The following is a 25,282-nucleotide window of genomic DNA, read 5'->3' as shown; positions in this document are numbered from 1 at the left end:
TTTATAATTAAAAAATCATCTTTATGGTGGATTGATTTACTTTATGTTACGGCATGGTATGTCGTTCGCCATGCAATGTTAAAGGGGCATAGCCCAAAGGCCATACCCCTTAATTCATTAAGGTTGTTCCGGATCTGTGGAACCGGAATATTTGTTTATCAATCTGTACATAATGACTGCGACTTCTGCTCTTGTCGTCGTAGCATTCGGGCTAAGTAAATCTGCTCCTCTACCTGATATAATGCCATCCTTGACTAGTGTCGCCACAGCATCTACCGCATACGCTGCAATGTCAGAGGCGTCAGTAAAGCGTTTCAGATCAGATGCCGTTCCATGAGATTCCCATTGACCGCTAGCCTGTAGTGCTCTTGCCACTAGCACCATCATATCCTGTCTAGATATTTTCTCCTGCGGATTGAACATCCCATCTCCAGTTCCTTTCGCGATTCCTAGCACCTTCATAATGCCGAGCGCTTCATAGTAGTAATCGTCTTGCGCGACATCCTGGAAGTTGTCGCTAATGTCAGCTTTTAAGCCTAGTGCTCTGACAAGCAACGTCGCGAAATCAGCCCTTGTTATCTCTTTACCAGGCTTAAACGTCGTTGCCGAAGTGCCTTTAATGATACCTTGTTTGGCTAATGTCTCAATCGCTAACTTAGCCCATCCATAATTGTCGATATCTCCAAAGATCGGAGTGCTCGGATCTGGATCCGGAGATGAACCGTCGCCATCGCCCCCAGAGTCCTTAAGGATTACCGTAACTGCAACTACTGTTGATTTCCCTAAATAGCTTACCGTTACGTTTGCACTTCCCTTTTTGACTGCTGTTACGACACCATTCGCACTTACTGTGATTACACTTGGATCCGACGATGTATAGGACGCTTTATCCGTTACGTTCGCCTTGGTTCCACCACTATATTTTGCCGTGACATCAATCGCGTGTGTCTGACCTACTTCCAGTGAATAGCCGTTAGAATCGACGTTAATCCCTTCTAAAACGCCCTCACTTTCTGTATTTCCTGCGTTCGGATAATCCCAATCTTTGACAGTTACCTTGTACACAGCCTTGTGTCCGCCGTCAGCTGTCATTGCGGTAATTGTAGCTTTCCCTGCGGATACTGCTGTTACTGTAACGCTTGTCGTACCACTTCCCGCATCATACACTGCATTTGAAATGGTCACTGCGCTTCCTTCCACAGCATAGGTCACCGTTTTATCCGTTGCGTCGGCCGGACTGACCTCTGCAGTTAAGCTATCCGCTGCGCCAATATTCAGTACAGCGGACGTTTTGTTCAGTGTAACTCCCGTTGTCGGTACTGTTATTGCAATTACCGTTACTTTATATTCAGCAGTTAGTCCACCTGCCATTGTAGCTATAATTTTCGCGTCCCCTTCGGATACCGCCGTTACCGTAACGTTTGTCGTTCCGTTTACCTCATCGTATACAGCACTTGAAATGGTCACTGCGCTTCCTTCTACCGTAAAGGTTACTGTTTTATCGGTTGCATCAGCTGGACTAACCGTTGCGATCAAGTTATCTTTAGCTCCAACAATTAGAGTCGAGGAGGACTTATTGAGTGTAACCCCTTCTTCAGGAACTTCAGCTTCGTTAACCGTTACCTCGTACACAGCCTGGTGGCCGCCGTCAGCTGTCGTTGCCGTAATCTTCGCTGTACCTGCGGACAGCGCCTTCACCGTTGCACTTGTCGTTCCGTCAGCATTGAAGACTACATCGGACAATTCAACTACTTGGTCATTGTCTACCGTGAACGTTACTGTTTTATTGCTTGCATTCGTTGGTGTCACGGTTGCCACCAATTGATCGGATGCCCCTACGCTTAACGAAGCCGCTGTTTTGTTCAATGTAACTCCAGTAGCTGCTATCTCTTCAGGAATCGTTGTTGCCGCTAGCACAGTCACGCTGATGCTCGTTGCCAATGCTACGTTGTTTGGATTTACCACTCCTGTAGGCAGGGTTACAGTTCCATCTACAGTAAAGAGTTGTTCCGCCTCAACATCTGCATCATAGCTTGAATCGCCTACATTCCATGTTACATCGGCATTTACGTTGCCTGCATCGGTAACCAATTGCACTGTTGCTGGTAACCTAAGAGCTTCCGCTGTTTTTGCGGTTCCATTTGTCAATCCTGTAACAGCCGCAGGTACTGTAATACTAGTCACGACTTTGCTACCCGCATTGAACATAAACCAATTTAGGTTACTTACATAAGCTTTAGAAGTCTTAAACACAAGGTATACGTCATGAATACCTGTAACACGTGTAATTGGGGTAGTTAGCGTCTTATAGTTCGACCATCCGCCCGTATCACTCACAGTAAGCGTTCCCGCTAATGTACCTGTTGGGCTGTCTAGCCTTACTTCAATCGTACCCCCTCGTTGTTGCTCTACAGATACTCTTGCACTAAATTCCGAAGCGCCACTCGCAAAGTTAAGATTTTTATATACTAAATAATCACCGTTCCTAATACTCCCCATATTCTGGCCGCCGCCTATATCCGGGGTGTTATTTTCGGTTTTAATGTCCCCTGACATGGAATCAAAGCTTTCTGCTTCGATCTGAATGGACAATGCCGAGGGCGGTGCAGGCACTAGAGTCACATCGATGCTCGTTGCCAATGATACTCCATCGTTCGGATTTTCCACTCCTGTAGGTAGAGTTACAGTTCCATCTACAGTAAAGTTCTGTCCCGCCTCAACAGCTGGATTATAGATTGAATCTTCTACATTCCATGTCACATTGGCTCTTACGCTTCCTGCATCGGTAACCAATTGTAGCGTTGAAGGCAATCCAAGCGCTTCTGCCGTCTTTGCTTGTCCGAGGGCCCATCCTGTAATGGCTGCAGGTGAGGTAATGCTTAATAATGTCCTTCCATCAATATATGGAACTATTGAAATAATCATATTTCCCTCAGATCCGTCTCCGGTCTGCGAAATCGCCCTTACTACCACAACACCCTCTGCTAGGGGCGTCAAAACACCGGTATTACTAATGGAAGCGATAGTGCTTGGACTTCCATCCTGATTCACAACACTCCATTCAACATTACTGTCTGAGGACTTCAATTGTAATGATGCCCCTCCTAACATTGTTGAAGAACTGCCGTCATCAGTCGTAACAGTAATTGAATGAGATGGAGACGTGTAGGATTTATAATAATTATTTTTAGTATTAGATAAATCCATCACTACAGTATTGGTGTAGTTTGCCGGAATAGATACAGATTTTGAAGAGATCCCAGACAATCCATCTGCGGGATATCCCCAGTCATTATTTACATTAATAGTAATCGTCTTATCCTTGTTTATAGTGGCACGAACAGACCCTTTCCCATCACCATGTATTGAAAGCAATGTATCAGGATCCTTAAATCCCATTTCTGCGTAATAGAAACCTGTCTTTGAAGATCTAAAATCATTGGTTCCTTTTCCACCTGGGTCAGGAATGCCATTTTCATAGAGCGAATAGAAAAATTCTTTATCATCATCTTTCCATTCCATTTCAGGTTCAGGTTTAACTCCATATTCGCGCTTCCATTCAATCTCTTTCGGCGCAGTACCTGCGAGTCTACCTATCTGATGCTCAGGATAATGGCTTAAATATCCTTGACGTTCCCAAGAAATTGAATTGGTATCCGATGTTAATTGGTACGATACTCCAACTTCATAATTTACAGTTATTGCTGATTTGTTCCCCATTGCGTACTTAGTTTCAATTCTACCGTTTGAATATATTTTCAATGTAAATGTAGTATCGCCTATACTGCTATATTTACCATTAATAGTAACGATAACGGCATTGTCTTCTATCTGTTGAGTTATATTAGTTAAGGTCCAAGCTCCCACAGATGTTTCACCTAAATTTAGTTCAGGACCACCAACTAATACAGATTTCCCGTTATAGATTCCATCCGTAATTTTACCAGTAGCTTTACTGAAAGTGAGCTCATAATTATCGCCTGAAACGGATATCTCGTTGTCATCCTCTGTCACAGCAGGTGCATTGCCATAGCCATCAACAAAAAGATAATTTGGCTCACCGATCGTGATGGCATTCGTCATTACATTTCTTTTCACATCTTGCATTTCCAAACCAGTCGTTGTTTTATAGAAATCCAATGTGATTTGGTCGCCAATTTTCCAGCCAGCTGCAGGTGCAGGCACTGAAATTTTACCCATTTGTTTAGGTGCAATATTGCTTTCAATTGTTCCATTACTTACGATACTGCCATCTTTTGCATGGATCGTATATTGTATTTCAAAATCATCGTCTCCAAAGTTAACGGTTTCATATCTGTTTTCATACTGCAGCTGCAAGGGACTATTCATACCTGGATAATTAACCGCTTTAGCACCTTTATATTGGACTGGTGAATAGACGTTTTTAGTAGCCCAGATTTCAGGCTTATCTCTTCCCCAAACATCTAACTGCCCCCAATTGGTGTTACCAACTACTTGGTTGTCACCCTCATAGGCATTATCCATTGAATTCCAGATTGCACCACCCATCATATACGGTGTGGAATATATTTTTTCCCAATTTGTTTTGATCACATTGTAATAATTTTCTCTGTAACCCGGATCAAAAGGCATGTTTTTTAGCCCGCTTCCATATCCGTGAGCATATTCATCCCATATTTGAGGTCTACTTCCTCTGTTACCGTCCATCTGATAGTGATTACTGTGAATGTCTATCTCCTTAAAGTTAGCAGGTACATTACCGCCCCAAGAAGCTTTCGTTGGAACATACGGATGCACAGCCTTAACATACTTGGCTAATGTTTCAACATTCGGTCCCCAGGCTGATTCGTTAGTGAGTGACCAAATAATGATAGACGGATGACTGCGATCCTTTTCAATCATTTCACTTACCGTGTTCAACATGGGTTTCGTGTATAAAGGACTTTTTTCAAAATCGTATCCTCGAAATGTGATAGAATTCTCCTGTTCTACAAAAATGCCTAGTTCATCGCACATTTCTAATGTTTTATTAGATAGTGGGTAGTGTGCTGCACGGATATAGTTAATATTATTTTCCTTTAATTTTTCTAGCAGCATTCTTTCTACTTCAAGACTATATGACATTCCATCTTGGCCATAAACGGTTAGATAGTTTACACCTCGTAATTTTGTAGGGATACCATTTACTTCAAACACATCATTACCATCAATCTTCTTGATGTCGACTTGCCTGAACCCTATTTTTTTCACTACTGTTTCAACGATTTGCCCGTCCACTTTTAAGTTAGTCGTAAGCGTATATAGATTAGGGTGTTCCGCATCCCATTTTGCTGGGCTAGAAATCGCAGCAGAGATATTATAATCTGTAAATGAAGCGTTTATAGGAATAGATGACGCAGCACCAAGCGGCACATCATTTCCGTCCATATCCTTAAGCGTTACATCTACGGAAGCTTTGACCCCCGTCTCGACGAATGCATTCATGCTAAGCTTAAGTGTCGCATCATTGTAAGCGGAATCAAATTCTGTGTCCGCCTGCACTCTGTTGAGGAAGTTCTGAGGTTTGGCATACATCATTACTTCACCAAGTATCCCTCTCATATGACGAAGCTCAAGAAACTTTAGGCTATCTTCGCCTTGTGCTGTTACGGATATCGTAATCCAATTGTCTTCACCAGGAATTACATAATCTGTAATATCGGCATCCCAAGTATTAAAACCACCAGCGTGTTCGCGGACGTACTTTCCATTTACCCATACGCGTGAGTAGTTGAAGGCCTTGTCAATGCGTAAAAATATTTTTTTATCCGAAAAATTGTCAGGCACAGTTACCTGCTTTTTATAAGCCATTTCCAAGTTATCTCCTGGTTGAAATAAAGCAGTACCATAATTTCCGTACCAATCAGGGTTATAATTAGGAGCATACACGGGAAATCCCTGAGCATCTAAGTCACCTGGCACTTTTGCACTACTCCAAGCAGAAAGATCGGCAGCATCTTGCCAAAAAGCGTTTTGTGGAAACATCGTAAATTCCCACTCCCCATTCAAAGAAATGATTGGGTCAGAAACATCTGTCACAGTTGTTGGTAATGGATTAACAACGACACGATCGTATATATTTGTTGCAGGGTCTTTATACATCGGAACGACCGGAACTGAATCACTCGGGCTGCCAATGACTTCTATTTCACTAATTCCGAATTTTTTACCAGCATTTAAACCAATTGTTTTGATTCTCATGTATTGGCGATGCGTTTCAAGATTAGGAATGACATGATCCTTTGATGACATATAGCCGGTTGGGTTTGTAAAATAGTTATACCAAGAAGTACCATCAGGTGATGTTTGAATGATATATTTATAGTTTGCACTATCATCAGTCCAATGAATACTAATGTTAGAAAGATCAATGCTCGTACCAAAATCAATCTTCAACCACTCACCGGCATTATTGGTGTTTGGTTGCCAATACGTATTCGGGTCATTATCAAATGCTTTGTTTACGCTGCTGCCCGCCAGAGTTGAAGATGCTGTATATGTTTTGCCTGTAGCTAAATTTTCTATAGCATATACAAATCGATATACATCTGATGATTTGTTTTCTCCTGAACTATAGGCCTGAATCATTGTATAGCCTGTTATTAGAATAGGAGCAGAGTAAAGCACTCTAGTAGATGATATTTTTGGATCACTTCCATCAATAGTGTAATAAATAGTAGAATCTACCATATTATTCGTAAGAGATACCTCAGTACCGCTTATAACAATGCCAGGAAGTACATCAGTATCAATTTTTCGTATCGGATAATATAATTCCAATACGTCTGAATCAACCTGCCCACTATTTACAGCGTAGGCTTTAATCTTCATATCACTATTTACTATAATTGGACCGGTATAAGTTAATTTAGATAAGCTACTCGTTGGGTCACTACCGTCAATAGTATAATAAATAGTACTTCCTGCAATAGCTGAAAGCTGTACTTGATCACCCTTTAAGAATATAGTTCCTGAAGGTACTGAGCTTAGAACTTTCGGAACTTTCCCTAAATAATATAACTGAAGGTCAAATATAGCAGGCCAGGATGCAGCGGTTTGATTCACCATTTCAAATTTAACATAGGTAGCTGTTACAGGTGCAAATGAAACCACTATATCTGCTCGTGAAGTTTTTTCAGCCGGTGTTACTACATGGTGGGCTACTTCTTTCCAGTCCGCACCATCGCTTGAATACAAGATACGAAATTCTCCTATTTTCTCATCCTCTCTTCCCGAATTTTTTAATACCGCACTATCGAGGGTTTGCTCTGATTTTAATTGCAGCGTAAGGTTAAATGGATCTCCGTTATTTGCTTGTGCATATGTGCTTAAACTTCCATCTACAGCATGAGAAGCAGGATGTCCTGAATATGCAGGTTTGTCCATACTTGCTGTACTACCTAATGCATAATTGATATAATTAGATAAATCTGTCGTTTGTTTTTGCACAGAAGCCATATCTACTCCACTAGTCTGAGTATTCGTGATTCTTGTATTAATGGTATCCGCAGAAGCAACCTTTGTACCACCAATATTAATGAACATGGAGAAGACAATAGTTACAATACACAAGACTGCTACATATTTACTTTTCCTCATGATTTACATCTCCTTTGAATTATGACCCTTATAAACACTAACTCGATAAGATAATGTTTTTAATTTTTTTCTATTTAATTCAACTTAATCGCAGACCTGAACTTCGAATCTTCTTCATACCATATTCAATTAATCTTATGAGTATCGAAACAGCATTCTCAATATCAGAAGGAATAATCAATATTCCAATTCTACATTATCACCAATAACTTCAAGATCGTATTTAATAGCCGGATTTCCAGTTAGCTCCAGACTTCTGCGATCCGGCTGGCTTCCCCCAACATACAGCTCGAAGCGACCAGTCTCAAGCATCCGTTTTCCTTCTTCATCAATAAGAGATAGATCCCGAGGCGCTATGTTAAAAGAAACAACTCGCTGATCTCCTGCTTTAAGGAACACTTTAATAATTCCCTTGAGTTGCCAATGGGGAACCTCAACTGAAGCTTCAACATCTTTAATGTACAGTTGTACCGTTTCTTTACCATCCCAGATCCCAGTATTGGTAACCTGAACTTTAACCTCTAGCGAGTCACCAGCTGTAATCCGACTAGCATCTAATGGCATTTCTTTATATTGAAATTGTGTATAACTCAGCCCGTATCCAAATGGATAAAGTGCGTCTTGCTTCATATATCGATAAGTCCGTCCTGCCATAGCATAATCGCGGAAGTCAGGTAATTCCTCTGTTGAACGATATAGTGTAATTGGCAAGCGGCCGGATGGACTATAATCACCAAATAATAGAGATGCGACAGCCTTCCCCCCCTCAGCGCCTGGATACCAAGCCTGTACAACAGCAGTAACATGCTCATCTGCCCATGCAAGATCTAGCGCACTTCCAGCCAACACGATAAGAATGACAGGCTTGCCAATCGCCGTAATTGTCTCCAGTAATTCCTGCTGATATCCTGGAAGACGAAGGTTGGGCTTATCACCGCTCCCATCCATGTTATACGCGTCGCCCTGCTCACCTTCCAGATTCGGATCCAAACCTAAGCACATGATGATCGCATCAGCACGCTCTGCTACAGATACAGCTTCTGAGAAACGATCTTTCGGCTCTGCCAAGCCTTCAACGCTTTCATTTGCCAGATGACAACCTTCAGCATATAACACACGTGTATGATTAGCGACTGCTCGCTTGATTCCATCAAGCACAGTTACATATTCAGAAGCAGTGCCTGCATAATTGCCTTTCAAAGCAGCACGGTTGTCTGCGTTCGGACCGATAACCGCAATTGTACCCAGTTTATCGCGATCAAGTGGAAGAATATCTTGCTGATTCTTAAGCAAGACCATCGTTTTCTTCGCAACCTCAACCGCAAAAGCACGATGCTCCATGCTATCATTCAGTTCATAAGGGATTTGTGTGTATGGAACATGTTCGGGGTTATCGAACATTCCTAATCTCATACGGCTGATGATAAGCCTTGTTACAGCCTGATCAATCGTTTCTTCGGTAATTAATCCTTGTTCTACCGCACGAACCAGATTAATGAACATGTTGCCACAATTCAGATCACAGCCATGGTTAACGGCATATGCGGCTGATTCCACAGGCGTACTCGTCACCTTATGGAACTCATGAAAATCTTTGATAGCTTCGCAATCGGATACAACATGACCTTCAAATCCCCAATCATTCCGTAGTATCTGATTAAGCAAAGTTTCGCTTCCACAACTAGGCTCACCATTGACACGGTTATAGGCGCCCATTATTGCTTCTACCTTCGCTTCCTTCACACAGTCACGAAATGCCGGCAAATAAGTCTCGTACAAATCCTTCTTAGATACAATCGCATTAAACTCATGACGCTCTGCCTCTGGTCCGCTATGTACAGCAAAGTGCTTAGCACATGCCGCTGCTTTAAGATAGCGGGAATCATCACCTTGAAGCCCCTTGATAAAAGCGACTCCAAGACGGCCTGCCAAATAGGGATCTTCACCATAAGTTTCATGCCCTCTTCCCCATCTGGGATCCCGAAAAATATTTACATTCGGCGACCAGAACGTTAAGCCTTTATAAATGCCACGATCACCTTTACGCTGAAACTCATGATACTTTGCTCGCCCTTCTGTTGAAGTTACCTCTGCTACTTGGCCAATCAACTCAGAATCGAATGTAGCAGCCATACCGATTGCTTGCGGAAACATAGTTGCAACACCAGCTCTGGCAACGCCATGCAACGCTTCATTCCACCAATTGTAAGCGGGAACACCAAGCTCAGGGATTTCTTTGGCTGTATGAAGCATTTGGGAGACCTTTTGTTTTAATGTCATACGAGAAACAAGATCTTGTGCTCTTTCTTCAAAGCTGAAGCTTTCATTTAAATATATAGACTCTTGCATGATTGTATCTCCTCCTAATTACCCGTTACTTAACTGCACACTGTGATCTCGGTAATGTTTAATATGATTAATTGTAAATACAACTACGACAATGACCATAAGTGAAATAAAGACAGTTACATTGCTAATTATTTGAAATTAATTTCTGAATTAGGGCAAAAAAAAAAAAAAAAACAGTAAAGATGTTATCTGTGGGTGCAATATTGATATCCACTCTGACCACAATTTCTTTATCTGTTATGGAAATTTAAAAAGGGCAATTATAATAAAAACCAATCCTATTGGTAAGACCGCACATGATCCCGATTGCTACTAAACTATCAATTTAGTTTTCTATTTAACTCAAGTTGATCTTGAACCTGAACTTCGAATCTTCTTCATACCACATCGGGAAGTTTGTCCCCCAAACATTGTTATAAAGTAGGTAATGAAAGCCTTCTTCCAATGGGGCGAACGTATTATCGAACTGTAGCAAACGTCTCCTGCCAGGTGCCACTAATGGTGTGTCTAACGTCTCGATCATCATCTTCCCGTCCGCGCCATCATAGACAATTCCCATCTGAACGCCATGCAAATTTCGATTTCCATCCTTAACGACTTCAAATGGCGATATCCAATCCCCCATCTTGTCTAACTTCCACAAGTTCGAATTATTCACCATCGGAGCGAAGGAAAACCAAAAGGCCTCAGGGAGCCGGTTCGCCTGCTTACCGAACCAACTCAAAGTTACTTCGATACTCTTGCTCTGCTTCGAGAAAATATATTCCAGATACACATCCGACGGAACCCCGAACGATTCTAACGTTATAGCTGGAAGCTTCAGGTGCACGAATACTTTGTCCGCTTTATCCCCTTCGCACTTCACAAGCGTTACAACACGTGGAGCATACAATGCATGTCGCGGAACCGGTAGTAAATTCTCGAAGCCGGGCTTACCAAAGTCCGCATCAGCCCAGCTGTGCGTAACACCAATGTTCTCCATATATCGCTCGAACCAATGATGATAATTTTCCGGGCCGAACGTCTCATATACAAATTGACCAAGACGGTGCTGATCATCGGCCCACGATTTCCCTTGATTATCACATAACTGAACGATCGAACCATCTTCTCCGAACTGTACGTTGAACTGCCCCAATCGAACAGATGTGAAGAGAGGAATCTCGATTGCATCTGTAGGTATGTCAAGCTGCTGCGGCTCCAATACTGCGATTGCATCCCGTGCCTCTTGTCTAAGCTCAGCCGATAATGCGTCAGTCGCTTTCGTCAAGTACGCTCTCTGCTCTGACCACGAGCTCTCAAACATGGAATATGTGCGTATGAATTTCTCCTTATCCTTGTAAAGCTCTTGAGATAGTTGGTCAAACTCGTTCATTGCAAATGCGCCTATATAAGCATACTTAGTTGTAATCGCATCCTCAGGCACAATATTAGCTGTTCTAGCTGCTTGAAACTCAGATAACGAGTAATTTTTGAAATCTAACAGAAACTTCTTCTCATCCAGACCCCAAGTATGTTCTGCAATAAGCAGTAGATTTTTAGAAAAATCCCCATGCTCAAGACTATTCTCATCCATTCTTCCTTCTGCCAGCCACTTCCGGCGAAGGCGCATCAGCTCGCGAAACTGGGCAATCTTCTTTGGATCAGTCGCCGCACCATGAATCCAAGTATCTCCAATTTCCTCATGAACGACAGGCAGCAGATACTTTAATGGTTGAAGCTTCTCTGCGAAAGCATCCATCGTAGATGCCACGATCTCCGCACCTGGGAATCGCTCGGCAAGCCTTGCAAATTCCTGCTTGATCTCTTCCGCAGAAGGGGGGCCACAATTATCTCCAGTGTGAGCAAATACCATCGCATCTTTTAACCCGTCTAATTCTAAGACATTGCCGTAATTATCCGCATAGTTAACGATGAGATCAGACCCATCCGCTCCTTTCCAGACGAATAACGCTGGAACCGCCGGAACTTTTGAGGCTGGATTAACCCCCAGATGTAAATATTGAATACCGTGCCTAGACATATGAGCAATAATCGAACGAGAATGCCCAGGCACATCCGTCATTTTCGCTGAAATGGTGTTCATACCGAATTTTCGGTCAAGCTTCTCAGAAAGAGTTAGGCTATAGCTGAATAAGCTATCATCTAGTAGCTCCGTATGTGTGGTGAACGGAAGCCCATGCCAGCGAATATATCCTTTTTCAATCGCCTCTTCCATCTCACTTGCGCATGATTCTCCGCTCTTCATATATTCATGGATCAACCATGAACCTGTCGTCCAGATAAATCTAGCTTGACCACCTTCTGCCTCTAGCTGCTTCGCTAATTGAATTGCTTTAGGAATATATGATTGTATATATTCCTCCCGTACTTGAGCAGCCATTTCAGTAAAGCCAATATCCAAATGTGTCTTGAAGATCACATGAACTTTCTCAATCATTGCCATACCCCTCACTCTCTATCATCAGAATAATATTTTCCTAGCCTTTCAATCCTGAACTAGCAACGCTTTCAATAAATTGCTTCTGGAACATTAGGAAAACAAGTACAACTGGTGCCGCCGTAATGACACTTGCAGCCAGTAACGAAGGAATGTTCTTCGAATTATCCGATGATAAAGACATTTGTGATAGCACAAGAGGCAAAGTTCTCATACCATCCTCAGTAATTACGATTCGTGCCCAAGCAAATTCATTCCACATGAATGAAAACGCTAGTATAGCTAATGCCGTCATCGAAGACTTCAACATCGGCATGGCGATCCGAAAGAAGATCATCGGTTCACTACAGCCATCTAGACGGGCAGATTCCATCATTTCATTTGGCATATAACGGGAAAATTGCATCATCAGAAAAACGCCAAATCCGCTATAGAAGAACGGGAGAGCTAAGCCTAGATGGGTATCGATCAAGCCCAATTTTTGGATGACCGGATAAATCGGAAGGAACGTAATCTCTTGCGGTAGCATCATTGTCGCCATGATCAAAACAATGATACTTTTCTTGAAACGGAAATTGTATTTCACAATAACATAACCCGTCATTGAGCATAATAGAACGTGAAAGAGTAACATAATTACCGATGCCAAAGCACTATTAAACAAGGCTGCATCTATATTCCCTGCTATCCAAGCAGAGACATAATTCTCAAAGGACGGATTAGACGGAATCCATTGAAATGGCACCTTGAAAATTTCTCCTTTCCCCTGGAGTGAAGCCGAAACCAACCATAGAACGGGGGAAAGCATAAGTAAGGCAAATATTAACATGAAGATAAAGGCAATAACAGATTTGAATTTTAAAGTTTCTTTATGCAGCATGGCAAGATCTCCTTATTCGGAAAAGAACTTCGTTACCTTCATTTGAACTAAGGTAATGAGTAGTGTGATTAGGAATATAACGAATCCGATTACGGATGCATAACCAACATTTCTAGACGTAAAGCCCTGATCGAATAAATACATCAGTATTGTTTCTGTTGAACCATAAGGACCTCCAGCAGTTAAAATCATCACCTGCGGATATATTTTCAGAAAGGTCATAATCGCAATAATGGAGGAGAAGACTATGACTGGATTCAGTTGTGGCAATGTAATGTGAAAGAAGGTAGCTGTTCGATTGGCACCATCAATCTTAGATGCTTCATACAATTGTGAATCAATATTCGATATGCCCGCCATGAAGATGACCATGAAATATCCAACAAGTAGCCAAACACTAAGAATAATAATACTCACCATGGCCCAAGTAGGATCAGTTAACCAAGGTACTTTAGAAATTCCAAAGACCGACAACACGCCGTTGACAAATCCAAGCTCCACTCCAAACCATACTTTGAAGACTACTGCCGCGACAATAATCGAGATGATGTATGTCGTAAAGATTGCACTGCGAATAAATGCTTTACCAATCTTTAGATAGAATACGCCCATAGCTACGAAAAGCGAGATGATTAATGTAATTGGTGTGCTAATTACTGTGATCAGTAATGTATTTTTCAACGCCATATGCGCCTGCGTATCATGGAAGAACTTCGTGATGTTTTTCATACCCACGAATTTTCCTTCATTTAGAAAATTGTAATCGGTGAACATCCAATATATATTTTTTATGAATGGAAAATAGAAAAAAACTCCGAAAAAGATCATTGCTGGGATAAGCGCTGCATAGACAAATCCCTGTTTCTTCATCCTCTGTTTGACTGTGAGGGTCGCCATATTCTCTCTCCTGACTTCAAAAATCGATCTAGCCAGAAATACAACCGGCTAGATCATTTTTTTTATTAGATTATTCGGCCTGAAGGGCCTCTTCGATCCCTTTATTAATTTGAATAGCCGCTTCCTTCATTACTTTCTCTGGATCTTCCAAACCAATTAGAACACGCTCTAATGCTTGTTTGTACACCTTCGCCCCGTCCGGGTACAAGTAAGGAGCCTCAAGGAAGTTATATTGTGAATCCTTCATTTGATCACGAAGCGCAAGCTTTGCTTCCAAAGTACCTTCTTCTTTCCACGCTGCTTGCCTTTCTTCATTATCATATAAGCTCAGATCGCTAACTCCGCGAGAGAACTTCATTTGGAATTCTTCTGATACCATGACCTTCAAGAAATCCAATGCTTCTTTTTTGTTGTTGGAATTTTTGAATACGCCCCATTCAACGCCGCCTAGACTTGTAATGCTCTGTCCACTTTTACCTATTGGCAATAAAGTATAACCAACATCGATTCCCGCATCTACCGTTGAAGCGACGGCCCAGTCTCCTGTTGGGAAGAATGCAATTTGTCCATTCAACCACATTTGGTCGTAAGTACCATCAACTTTTGGAGCCCAACCATTTTTAACGAAATCACTCATTACTTGGAAGGCTGCAATAGATTCCGGAGAGTCGATCAACGTTTTCGTGTAATCTTCATTCATTTGTTGACCGCCATTGGACCATAACCAATAATCTGTTGCCCAATTGCCACCCTCGAAGTTAGTCGCATAAATCGTCTTGCCATCATCCGTCTTCAAATCTTGGGCTTTAATTAGCTCAGCAATTGCCGTTAACTCTTCAATTGTTTTCGGAGGTTCAGTAACGCCTATTTTGTTTAAAATATCTTTGTTGTATAAAAGGAATACCGAATTATTGCTCGCTGTTATTCCGAAAATCTTATCGTCGTAGGTAATCCTTTGCTTCTGTCCTTCGGATAGCTTGGAATAGTTTTCCCATGTCTTTACTTCATCCGTAATATCTTCAAGCACGCCGGATTTGAAAAACTCCTTCCCCCATACCATCTTGCCGATATCAGGAGCTTGTCCACTGCTCAGCAGAATCAATTCTTTATTCCGCATCTCTTGTCCGCCATCGCCCCACGGTGAAGTAATTACCTCGATTGTTGCATTCGGATATGTTCTTTTATAAATTTCAGTTGCGATGTCCAAACCATCATCTTCATTGCCTGATGACACAATTTTCAATGTAAATTTCTTGTTGGTATCCGCTGCCTGGTCATCTCCCCCTACATTTTGCGATGGTGATGAGCCGGCTTTCTCTTCTTTATTACTCGTCCCACACGCAGCCAACAGCCCAACAATCAACATCATTACAATTAATAAAGGTATTTTTTTCATCTGTCTTACCCCCAAAGTGATTATTTATTTCCCTGCACTTTTATTATAAAACGCATACAATTCCTTTGACATAATCAGATATTCCGAATCTTGTTCTAATATTCCTCACTTCATCCTTTGCCGGAATTCATTCGGAGTAATCCCCGTGCCCTCTCGGAAAACCCTACCAAAATGGCTCTGATTTTTGTAACCAACCTTCGTTGCTATTGTACCTGCACTCCACTCGGTCGTACGTAACAACTCTTTCGCCTTGTCCATACGCACTGCAGTGAGATAATCCCAAAAATTATCCCCAGTCTTTCGCTTGAAGAAGGCACTGAAATAATTTTTGCTCATATTAACCTGCTCTGAAATACTCTCAAGCGTGATCTCTTGAGCATAACCTTCCTCACAATACTTTAATACCTTCGTAATAACCCGCCCATCTGCATCCATGCGATTCCTATCCATTAGATCAAATAACTGTACCGTCAATTCATAGATCGAAGAGGCCAGTACAGATAACGTCGCATATGTCTTCAGCTCTTCTATGCCGATAGCTTGGATCAGTTGCGGTAATTTTCCGTCCTTATCCGTCAATAGGCTTGATTGCTGAATTACTTTCTTCAAAGCTACCACATGCTCATAATAGAACTGGTACACTTCTTCTGGTCGTCTGTTCTTGCTACTCGTCAATTGTTTCTCCGTATCAATTAAGTACTGAAGAACCTCTTCACGCATGCCTTGTGACACTTGCTCGAAGAACTGCGCAATCCTCCCCGAATCATTGTAAAAATTATTATCCCAGCTTGCCTCAACTGCATACTCAAACCGTTTTACTTGATCGTTATAAAACCGCATTTCCAAAGCCATTTTGGCTTCCTTGTAAGCCGTTACTAGCTGCTTGAGCGCATAGTTCGCACGGCTAATCCCGATGATGAACTCATCTGCGAATTCTTTATGCAGCGCTGCTTCGATTCGGTTCAAATATTCTTCTTGCTCGTATATGACAACGAGTTCATCGTTATGATTGAAGAAGACGACTCCACTCGTCAGAGAGCAACGATTATCTTGTTTGCCCTCTAATATTTTTCCAATTTCATTACGGGATACTGTAATATGATGCTTAAACATAATAATAGCGAGTTGGCATTTTTCTTCATTGAAATGATGGCGGTAGCCTATTGTTTGATTCATGTCTAGATACAGTTCATAATCCACAATTAAATAACGCAACAAATTTTCCCGAATCATCGGCTCCAATTGTACGACTGACTGCTTCAACTGATCGTTCTCTGTTTCTTCATCCAACTCACGTACTACAACGCCTATAGTTTCAACAAGCTTCACCTCATCGACTGGTTTAACAAGATATCCGCTCGCTCCATAATCAATTGCTTGGCGAGCGTATTCAAATTCTCGGAATGCGGACAGAACAATAACTTTGAGATGAATATTTTGTTCCTTGAGCTCACGCATCACATCCAATCCATCCATTTGAGGCATTCTAATATCCATAATGATAAAATCTGGTCGTTCCAATTTAATAATCTCTAACGCCTGCAAGCCGTCAAATGCCTCACCGACAATAATAATATCAAGTTGATTGCGTTCGATTAATTTTTTAATAGACTGAACGATTAACATCTCATCATCGATAATAATTGCACGTTTCATGTTAATCCTCCCAAGGTATGTGAATTTGCACTTTGGTCCCTTCGTAACGGCGACTCAGAATCTTAATTCCATAAGGCTCCCCGTACTTTAATCTAATTCGCTCATGAACATTAAGAAAGCCTATTCCTTGTCTTCCTTCCCTCACAATATTCGATTCTGAATAGGACTCCAAATCAGCTTTAAGCTCGGTGAGCTTCTCTTCGGACATTCCGACTCCGTTATCGCTTACTTCGAGAATGAGCACCTTTTCCTTGATTATGCTAATAATACTTATGAGCCTTCTGTCTTTCTTGTTCTCTAATCCATGAAATACAGCATTCTCAACAATTGGTTGAAGTAATAACTTCATGATCTGTGAGCGCTCAACCTGCTCGTCTAACTCGATGACAGTATCAATGGTTCCATTGTAACGAATATTCTGAATTTCTAAGTAGCTCTTAATATATTCAATTTCTTTGAACAGGTATACCATATCGTTCTTCTCGTATATCGTATAATGAAGTAAGTTTCCAAAGGCCACTGTAACTCGCTCTACGTCCCGACTTCGTTCCATCACAGCAAGAGAGTGAATCGTCTGCAGTGTATTATAGAGAAAATGCGGATTGATCTTTGCCTGCAACTCCTTGAACTCAGCTTCCTTCTTTCGAATTTCCTCTAAATACAAATCACCCATCAGCTTTTCTATCCGATCCAGCATCGAATTAAATCCATCGTTAAGTACGCGAAATTCATAAGATGTTGGTTTCTTCGGAATTCTTAGATGAAACCGACCTCTACCAGCCTCACGCATATAAGAAACAAGATTGATAATCGGCCGTGTATTGAATCGGGATAAGAGACTAGCAATAAAGACACTGACGACCAAACATAATAGAAGGAGATATAAAGTAAATTTAGCCATTTCATGAATATTCTTCTTCACGGTAATCAACTCGCTAATATATATTAACCTCCATCCATTTAGCTCAGAGCTCTTGAAATTGAGCAGTACCTTCTTCCCATTCACTTCAGTGATGAAGTCCCCATTCTGCTTCTCCATAATCATGTTCCGATATTTCTCTTGATTAACCAGCTCAATCCCTTGTGTCGTATCAGCTGAAGTTGTATAGAGCGGACTATTATTATGATCGACAAGCAGCACCAAATCTCCCTGTTCCAGAACGGATTGGTCAATAATGTTAGAAACTTTAGTGAAATTTACATCTACTAAAAATACAGCTAGATTAGACGTGCTAAAACTATTCAAATCTCGGATCGGATAGGTTAGAGATATTCGGTCCTGAATGTACGGGATATAATAATAGTTGGTTAAATGATTACCATAATACGTTATTTCCAATTGTTTCATGTTATGAGTATCTTTCCATACTTGCTGCAAAAAAGGGGAGTTAAAATTAATAGAAGGAATCATCGAGCTCATATGGAACTCTTGATTATAGATCATGATGTTATAAATATCTGGCTTTATTACTTGGACATCTTTCAACAAACTAACAACCCGCTGCTTATTCATATAATTTGAATAATCGGAGTTCCCGTTGTAATTCTTTAAGGCTTCAATAACATCTCGATTAACAGCTACGGACTGTATTGAATTCTCAATATTAGAGAAATATTCATCCATTAACAGCATCGTTTGTTCCAATACTTTGGACGAGTGGGTTCTCATATCCGCTTCCATGGAGTTGGAGGATTTCACATAGGCAACGTAACCTAATGTGCTTAAAGCGACGACCAGTAGTATGGAATATGACACAATCATCTTCGTAGATATGGAGCGAAATCGGTTATTCCAGCGCTCTTTGTTCCATAAATTCATCTAAGCATCCGTCCTCTTGAAATAATAGTTATTGATAGGTGAGCAATGTTGCTAGGTGAATCAACCACCGATTTAACTAAAACTTACTTCACAATAATGGACAACCCCATGATTCGTCAATGACAATAACAAAGTTTCAACGGATCGATTATAAACAATAATGCGGATACTAGACTGTTACATTATCCTTAAGTGGCCCCATGCTAAAAAGCACCAACCATTATGGTTGGTGCTTTTTTTCTTATCCATTAAACCAATTTGAATAATAAGTTTATCCGTTTCAGATTAATACAACTGGAACTTCTGACGGAGATCCTCGCGTTGAAGTACATTTGAATCCTCGCGAATGTAATGGCAAACGTACGAACGACGTCAGCCGTTACTCACATCACTTGTGAGTAACAGTTATAGTTGAGACTTTTAGATAAAGAAAAAGGCACTATTTACAGTTATAAATGAGATTTCATTCACCTTCACAATACGTCATGCGAGAGCACATCTACCAAACGAAATTAACTCCTTGCATAGGGGGAGGTTGTTCATTCCAATATATATTAGCAAAGTAGCTCCAAAGTAAACGAAGTTCTGTTATAAATAATTAATATCACAAACCCCGTTTAATTTGCTTGCTGCAACTGCTGATAAGCTTGGAACACAAATATAAAGATTTTTTTGAGCTCGACTTGCGGCTACATAATAAACTCTATGGTTTTCGTTTCGTATATCTGGACTCAACAGAAAACTAAAATCTCTTTTTTCATCATATTTTTGGTTAGGCTTAGGCTTGACGATGACTAAAACATTTTTGAACTCGCTACCCTTTGCTTGGTGAATAGTTCGATCAAATCCAACTTTTTCTTGATTTTTAATGAGTAAAGCAAGTTCAGAGTAATTAGTACTTCTGTAAAAAGACTCAGCAGGTGTTTAGCTACCACTTCTCATTTGAAACTTGGGTAATTTAAAGGAAGTTGTTGTCTTTATTTTTTCATAAAAATCCATAATTGATTTACTGCTATATTCCGTATATGCACTCAACATTTGATGGATGATCAAGATGGCTTGCCTCCGGCTGTCCTCTATGTTCAAATACTTGCTTAACTCATGAAGTGCTTCCTTATAGCTTTTTTGTCTTGCAAATTCAACAGCCTTTATCATAGAAACTATTACTTTTCTTCGCTCTCTATTGGAATCGTTCTCGAAAAGAATTGCATCAATAGTTGTCGATGGAACATTATCCTCATATTCCACTTTATCTCTCATAGAATTCGCTGAGACGTTAGAAAAGGAGAGCGTGTATAAATTATCCGTGCTTATTAAACTTCGAATGTGATTAACAACTGAAAAAGGCTCTCCTACAATGATAAGTGGCTTTTCCCCTTTCTTTGTTTCGGGGCTTTCTTGTGTGATATCCCTCCGAATCTTGTTCAATAGATTTAGGATTTCTTGAGTGCTTCTGTGATTATCTTTCATTTGATAAGCATCATATTCAACAACTGAAAACTGTTAAACTGCTCAACATCCGCTCCTTGAAAACTATAAATGGACTGCGCACTATCCCCAATCACACCCATAATAGTCTCTTTCTCAGCGATTAATTTCAGGATTTCTGCTTGAATCGGACTGGTATCTTGAAATTCATCCACGAAAATATAAGGAAATTTAGAACGAATGACTCTCAAAGTTTCGGGATGATTGTGTAATATTTCCCAAGACAAAGCTAACACATCATCATAATGTAAAATTCCTTTCTCCCAAAACATTTTCTTATATTTATACAAGTCGGCGTGCATATCTCTTGTTCTTTTTCTTACATGAAGTTTGCAACCATTCCCGTCAATAAACCAAAAAATAAACTATTTGCGAACGATTAAATCTTATAAGCCTTCATAGCCTTACGAATCTCTTTAAAGCTAGGGCGCTTGCCATACATAAGTACGCCAGTACGATAGATTTTGGCGGATATCCATACAGCAGCATAGATAGTGACGAGCAGAAGAGCGATTGACACCAGTACCTCCCATGGTGCTGGGTCGGATAATCCGAGTCTCAGCAGCATAACGTAAGGCGAAAATATAGGAATAAACGAAGTTACTTTTACTAGCATGCTATCCGGGCTGCTAATGCTGAAGATCGTGATGTAGAAACCAGCTAGTGAAACCATCGTTATTGGTAATACAGCCTGACCTAAGTCTTCAGTACGGCTGACGATCGATCCTACTGCTGCGAACAGTGTCGCGAATAGGAAGTAACCAGTTAGATAGAATAGAACCGCGTAAAGTAATAATGCTATGTCGATTTGTCCAAGATCGATGTTCATATCTTTTAGTATTTTGATATTATGCGGTAATGAAACATTCGCGATAATAACGAGAACGTAAGCTGAAATCTGGATGAGACCCACGAAAAACATACCTAGTATTTTACCGAACATTTGCTTAAGTGGAGAAACACTTGTAATGAGCAGCTCCATAACACGTGAACTCTTCTCTGCTGTTATTTCGGAAGCTATCAATTGACCTGTAATCATAATAGCCATAAAGAGAAGAATAACGATAGCATATACGAGCACCATATTCATTCCTTGCTGCTCTGGCGTTTTTCCATTGCCAATACTGCCTGCGCCTTCAGTTGCAGAAATTTGAACGGTATCAATACTTATAGCTGAAAATAAAAGTGCTTTTTGTTCTTCCGTCAAGCCAGCATCTTGAAGTATGGTTTGCTGACGAATAACCTGCAGACCGCTTTCCAGATCCTCCGTTACTCCAAACTCCATAAGCTTCTCCGATTTATACGTCATTTGCGGGAAGCCGTTCTCCGTCATTTCTCCGAATTGCAGATATCCTTTAATCTCTTTATTTGTTATAGCCTTCTTAAGCTCTGCTTCATTAGCAGCCTCAGAGCCTTTATCCTCGAATGCAACAAGCTTAATGCCTGGCTTCTCCTGCGATTCGTAATACGTTTTTAGCTGATCACCGACCTTGATATCACTAGATTGAACATAACCGACATTTGTTATTTTATCGCCATTGCTGAATTGAGAAAAGATATAAGGAAGATTCATACCAATCGTTATAATGACCGCAATAATTAAAGTAGTAATCAGAAACGCTTTGCCTCTGAATTTGTTCTTTATTGTAAAACCGACGACCGTCCAAAAACTATTCATGGCTATCACCTACCGTTTTTATAAATATTTCATTCAATGTTGGCTCTTTGATCTCAAACCGCTGAATCGTTGACTGCCCCATCGCATGACGCAAAATATCGCCGCCAACCGCTTCGTTTGCAATTCCGATTTCATAGCCATACTCATGGCGAGTTACTTTTGTAACACCTTTAATATCCTTAAGTCCTGTTACTTCGTTTTCAGTGCTTAAAATGACACGTTCCTTCGGAAATTGCTTCTTGATATCTTTCAAGCTTCCCTTTAAAACGGCATTAGAGCGATGTAAAATGGTAATGTTGCGGCATAATTCCTCTACATGCTCCATACGGTGGGTCGAGAATAGTATACTTGTTCCAGAATCCCGAAGCTCCTTAACCGTAGATTTCAAGAGCTCCACGTTTACTGGATCAAGTCCGCTGAAAGCCTCATCAAGAATAACAATTTTCGGAGAATGAATGATGCTTGCTATAAATTGAATTTTTTGCTGATTACCTTTGGATAGCTCTTCAACCTTCTTACTGTAATATTCCGGAACCTCGAATCGATCAAGCCAGCGCTTCAAATTTTGATCCGCGTCCTTCTTGGTCATCCCCCGCAGCTGACCCAAATAGATGAGTTGGTCACTTACACGCACCTTAGGATATAGACCTCTTTCCTCTGGCAAATAACCGAGATTACGAAGCTCATTATTGCTGTAAGGCTTTCCTTGATACAATACTTTGCCTTCGTCGGGATAGATGAGACCGAGCACCATCCGCATCGTTGTTGTTTTTCCAGCACCGTTAGCGCCGAGTAATCCGTATATTTCCCCTTCACTTACTTCAAAGCTAATACCGTTTACTGCTCTCTTATCTCCATACTGTTTGACGATTTTTTCTACTATTAATGGATTCATTTTGTTGCTCCCTTCATTTCGTTAGCTCTGATACTCAATCTGTCCTGCAGCAATAACGCACTCATAATTTCATCAAGCTCAAGAGCTTGCCGACTAACGATCTTCAAGTCTTCTGCTGCACACCATCGTTCGGCTTCTGCCGCTTTATTGGTAGTAATACGATAGGTCGTTCCTCCAGCATGCTCCACACCGCATTGGCCAGGAATATTCGCTGCTTTTTTTGCTGTCAATACTTCTCCGCTAATAAATAAGGTAAACCAGCTGCTGAATAACTCATCCTTCTCGTACATGCCAAGCACCCGACCCTGGGCCATAAAAACAATATAATCGGCAAGACGTTTTACTTCTTCAATAATATGGGAAGTCATTAGAATGGTTCGATCGCCTTGGTCCATAAAATGATGCAAAATTTCAATCATCGTTTTCCAAGCAAGCGGATCGAGCCCAGATGACGGCTCATCTAGCATAAGTAGTTCAGGACTATGTGTCAGAGACAATGCAAACTCAAATTTACGGCGCATCCCCTTCGACATTTTAGCAAGTGTTTGGTTATCATCAACCTCTAAAAGCTGCAAAAGCTCTTTATACCGATTAATATTCCAGTCTTTGTACCAAAACCGATGGAATTCAGCTTTCTCTCTCGCCTTCATTTTATCCTCATGCGGAGATGACTGATCATGCAGATATCCGATTCTACTCTTCAACTCTGCATCTACTCCATTTCCCACTTTATGTCCCAACAGTTCTATCGTTCCTTCATCCGCTTTCTCCAAATCAAGCATGAGACGAAAGGTTGAGCTCTTGCCGCTGCCGTTCGGGCCGACAATTGCTGTAATGTAACCTTTTGGTATGTTCATATGCAGCGGCCCTAATCTGAAATTCGGACGGTTTTGCACGACCCCTTTCAACTGAATCGCCATCGTCTCTTCCAGCATGATTCCACTTCCTTCATTCAAAGTGTTTTTTCATTGCTTCTTTAAACATTTGTTCCAGCTCTTTCTCCGTACATTGCACCATCTTGCCAGCTATAACAGCAGCCTCAAGAGCTTCAATAATTGCTGCTAGTCGATGCCGATCACGCTCTTGCTCCTCAACTTTGGCAACAAATGTGCCTGTTCCTTGACGAGTTCGAAGCAAGCCTTCTGCTTCCAAATCGTTATACACTCGTTTGACCGTTATAACACTGCATTTTACAGTCTGAGCAAGCTCTCGAATCGATGGAAGGAGCGTACCTTCTGTTAATTGCCCACTGACGATCAATGCGCGCAGCTGCACTTCGATCTGATGATAGAGCGGTTCCGCGCTTTGTTCATTAATTTGAATTGGGAGCCGCACGACTACACCCTCTTTCCTTCAACCCTGTTTAAATCGTATAACTCCGTTTATCAAGACGCTTTACTAATTGTTTTACTCCGACCAACAGTGCTCCAATGCCAATAGCCAGACCAACAAATGATATCCACCAATGACCTTGCTGTATGAATTCCAATGAGTTAAAGACTAAATTTCCAAGCTTCAAAGCTCCCAAACCGATTGTTAGAATCAAAATCACAGCACTGAATAACATGCTTATCATGAAATACATTTTCCCTGAATACCCAATCTCCCAGTAAACATAAAAGACTGCGACCACTAGTGAATAACCGAACCATAACAGAGCATATAGTCCAAAATCCGAAAGCAATATTTCACTGCCCATTGCGCTTACCAAACCGTATTGAGCACTAAAAAATATGAGTTGAGCTATAAATAATACGATCGTCATTTGAATTAATCGACCTATCGCAATCTGTTTGGAGGAAATAGGCATCGTACGCCATTGTGCCATTTTCTTTGTATAAGAGTTATACTTCCAGTAACTAAACATCGATTGATTCATTACAAAGCCTAATAACGGAAGGATAAGTATATAAATGAAGTCCGTAGCCCAACTTGTCATTACATCTCTATCTCCACGTAAGCTCTGTTCAAATGATGGAACACTGAAAAGCAATATATACGCTATAAAGATTAATGAAAATAGTGATTTCCAACGATCCTTAACTAACTCATGCTTAGCGAGAAACCATGCGGCCTTCCAGTCATTCAAATGATTTGCTCCTTCCATTTCGTTTTGTGGTTATACTGTGTATATCCTTATACACAGTATAACCACACCCTGATC

General features: G+C 41.0%; 16 protein-coding genes. All 16 read right to left on the bottom strand.

Annotated elements, in window-relative coordinates; translation table 11 throughout:
- Window positions 1-117: 117 nt before the first annotated feature.
- Window positions 118-7,620 (bottom strand): carbohydrate-binding protein, encoded by a 7,503-nt coding sequence (locus tag AC0YN7_RS20145; RefSeq protein WP_475811817.1) that lies wholly within the window; start codon window positions 7,618-7,620, stop codon window positions 118-120.
- A 177-nt stretch (window positions 7,621-7,797) separates the two neighbouring features.
- Window positions 7,798-9,969: a glycoside hydrolase family 3 C-terminal domain-containing protein gene (locus tag AC0YN7_RS20140; protein ID WP_475811816.1), complete on the bottom strand. Its 2,172-nt coding sequence runs from the start codon at window positions 9,967-9,969 to the stop codon at window positions 7,798-7,800.
- Between the two features lie 337 nt (window positions 9,970-10,306).
- Window positions 10,307-12,409: a DUF5054 domain-containing protein gene (locus AC0YN7_RS20135; RefSeq protein ID WP_475811815.1), complete on the bottom strand. Its 2,103-nt coding sequence runs from the start codon at window positions 12,407-12,409 to the stop codon at window positions 10,307-10,309.
- A gap of 40 nt (window positions 12,410-12,449) precedes the next feature.
- Window positions 12,450-13,154: a carbohydrate ABC transporter permease gene (locus AC0YN7_RS20130; protein WP_475811814.1), complete on the bottom strand. Its 705-nt coding sequence runs from the start codon at window positions 13,152-13,154 to the stop codon at window positions 12,450-12,452.
- Window positions 13,155-13,301: 147 nt separating this feature from the next.
- On the bottom strand, window positions 13,302-14,186 hold the full coding sequence (locus tag AC0YN7_RS20125; RefSeq protein WP_475811813.1) for a carbohydrate ABC transporter permease: 885 nt from the start codon (window positions 14,184-14,186) through the stop codon (window positions 13,302-13,304).
- 70 nt (window positions 14,187-14,256) lie between these two features.
- Complete coding sequence (locus AC0YN7_RS20120) at window positions 14,257-15,582, bottom strand: ABC transporter substrate-binding protein (protein WP_475811812.1); 1,326 nt, start codon at window positions 15,580-15,582, stop codon at window positions 14,257-14,259.
- Window positions 15,583-15,687: 105 nt separating this feature from the next.
- Entirely contained in the window at window positions 15,688-17,238 is a 1,551-nt protein-coding gene (locus AC0YN7_RS20115; protein WP_475811811.1) for a response regulator transcription factor, read from the bottom strand.
- 1 nt (window position 17,239) lies between these two features.
- Entirely contained in the window at window positions 17,240-19,057 is a 1,818-nt protein-coding gene (locus AC0YN7_RS20110; protein ID WP_475811810.1) for a sensor histidine kinase, read from the bottom strand.
- Between the two features lie 588 nt (window positions 19,058-19,645).
- On the bottom strand, window positions 19,646-19,891 hold the full coding sequence (locus AC0YN7_RS20105; RefSeq protein WP_475811864.1) for a 3'-5' exonuclease: 246 nt from the start codon (window positions 19,889-19,891) through the stop codon (window positions 19,646-19,648).
- A gap of 90 nt (window positions 19,892-19,981) precedes the next feature.
- Window positions 19,982-20,527: a hypothetical protein gene (locus AC0YN7_RS20100; protein ID WP_475811809.1), complete on the bottom strand. Its 546-nt coding sequence runs from the start codon at window positions 20,525-20,527 to the stop codon at window positions 19,982-19,984.
- Window positions 20,524-20,847: a UvrD-helicase domain-containing protein gene (locus AC0YN7_RS20095; protein ID WP_475811808.1), complete on the bottom strand. Its 324-nt coding sequence runs from the start codon at window positions 20,845-20,847 to the stop codon at window positions 20,524-20,526. The genes AC0YN7_RS20100 and AC0YN7_RS20095 overlap by 4 nt, the downstream gene beginning before the upstream one ends.
- A 77-nt stretch (window positions 20,848-20,924) precedes the next feature.
- Window positions 20,925-22,223, bottom strand: a complete 1,299-nt coding sequence (locus AC0YN7_RS20090) for an ABC transporter permease (RefSeq protein WP_475811807.1) — start codon at window positions 22,221-22,223, stop codon at window positions 20,925-20,927.
- The gene (locus AC0YN7_RS20085; RefSeq protein WP_475811806.1) at window positions 22,216-23,118 is read right to left on the bottom strand and encodes an ABC transporter ATP-binding protein; all 903 of its coding nucleotides are present in this window, start codon (window positions 23,116-23,118) and stop codon (window positions 22,216-22,218) included. Before AC0YN7_RS20085 ends, AC0YN7_RS20090 begins: the two co-directional genes overlap by 8 nt.
- Window positions 23,115-24,053 (bottom strand): ABC transporter ATP-binding protein, encoded by a 939-nt coding sequence (locus AC0YN7_RS20080; RefSeq protein ID WP_475811805.1) that lies wholly within the window; start codon window positions 24,051-24,053, stop codon window positions 23,115-23,117. Before AC0YN7_RS20080 ends, AC0YN7_RS20085 begins: the two co-directional genes overlap by 4 nt.
- Window positions 24,054-24,066: 13 nt before the next feature.
- Window positions 24,067-24,453, bottom strand: a complete 387-nt coding sequence (locus tag AC0YN7_RS20075; RefSeq protein ID WP_475811804.1) for a GntR family transcriptional regulator — start codon at window positions 24,451-24,453, stop codon at window positions 24,067-24,069.
- Window positions 24,454-24,481: 28 nt separating this feature from the next.
- Entirely contained in the window at window positions 24,482-25,207 is a 726-nt protein-coding gene (locus AC0YN7_RS20070; RefSeq protein ID WP_475811803.1) for a hypothetical protein, read from the bottom strand.
- Window positions 25,208-25,282: the final 75 nt, after the last annotated feature.

The organism is Paenibacillus sp. J31R122 (assembly GCF_056269185.1).
The sequence above is the reverse complement of the archived record's forward strand: the minus strand, read 5'-3'. Positions and strand labels throughout refer to the sequence as shown.

Coding starts and splice junctions, on each gene's coding strand:
- AC0YN7_RS20145 (WP_475811817.1), bottom strand. CDS start 7,620: ATGAGGAAAAGTAAATATGTAGCAGTCTTGTGTATTGTAACTATTGTC.
- AC0YN7_RS20140 (WP_475811816.1), bottom strand. CDS start 9,969: ATGCAAGAGTCTATATATTTAAATGAAAGCTTCAGCTTTGAAGAAAGA.
- AC0YN7_RS20135 (WP_475811815.1), bottom strand. CDS start 12,409: ATGATTGAGAAAGTTCATGTGATCTTCAAGACACATTTGGATATTGGC.
- AC0YN7_RS20125 (WP_475811813.1), bottom strand. CDS start 14,186: ATGGCGACCCTCACAGTCAAACAGAGGATGAAGAAACAGGGATTTGTC.
- AC0YN7_RS20120 (WP_475811812.1), bottom strand. CDS start 15,582: ATGAAAAAAATACCTTTATTAATTGTAATGATGTTGATTGTTGGGCTG.
- AC0YN7_RS20115 (WP_475811811.1), bottom strand. CDS start 17,238: ATGAAACGTGCAATTATTATCGATGATGAGATGTTAATCGTTCAGTCT.
- AC0YN7_RS20110 (WP_475811810.1), bottom strand. CDS start 19,057: ATGAATTTATGGAACAAAGAGCGCTGGAATAACCGATTTCGCTCCATA.
- AC0YN7_RS20100 (WP_475811809.1), bottom strand. CDS start 20,527: ATGAAAGATAATCACAGAAGCACTCAAGAAATCCTAAATCTATTGAAC.
- AC0YN7_RS20095 (WP_475811808.1), bottom strand. CDS start 20,847: ATGCACGCCGACTTGTATAAATATAAGAAAATGTTTTGGGAGAAAGGA.
- AC0YN7_RS20090 (WP_475811807.1), bottom strand. CDS start 22,223: ATGAATAGTTTTTGGACGGTCGTCGGTTTTACAATAAAGAACAAATTC.
- AC0YN7_RS20085 (WP_475811806.1), bottom strand. CDS start 23,118: ATGAATCCATTAATAGTAGAAAAAATCGTCAAACAGTATGGAGATAAG.
- AC0YN7_RS20080 (WP_475811805.1), bottom strand. CDS start 24,053: ATGCTGGAAGAGACGATGGCGATTCAGTTGAAAGGGGTCGTGCAAAAC.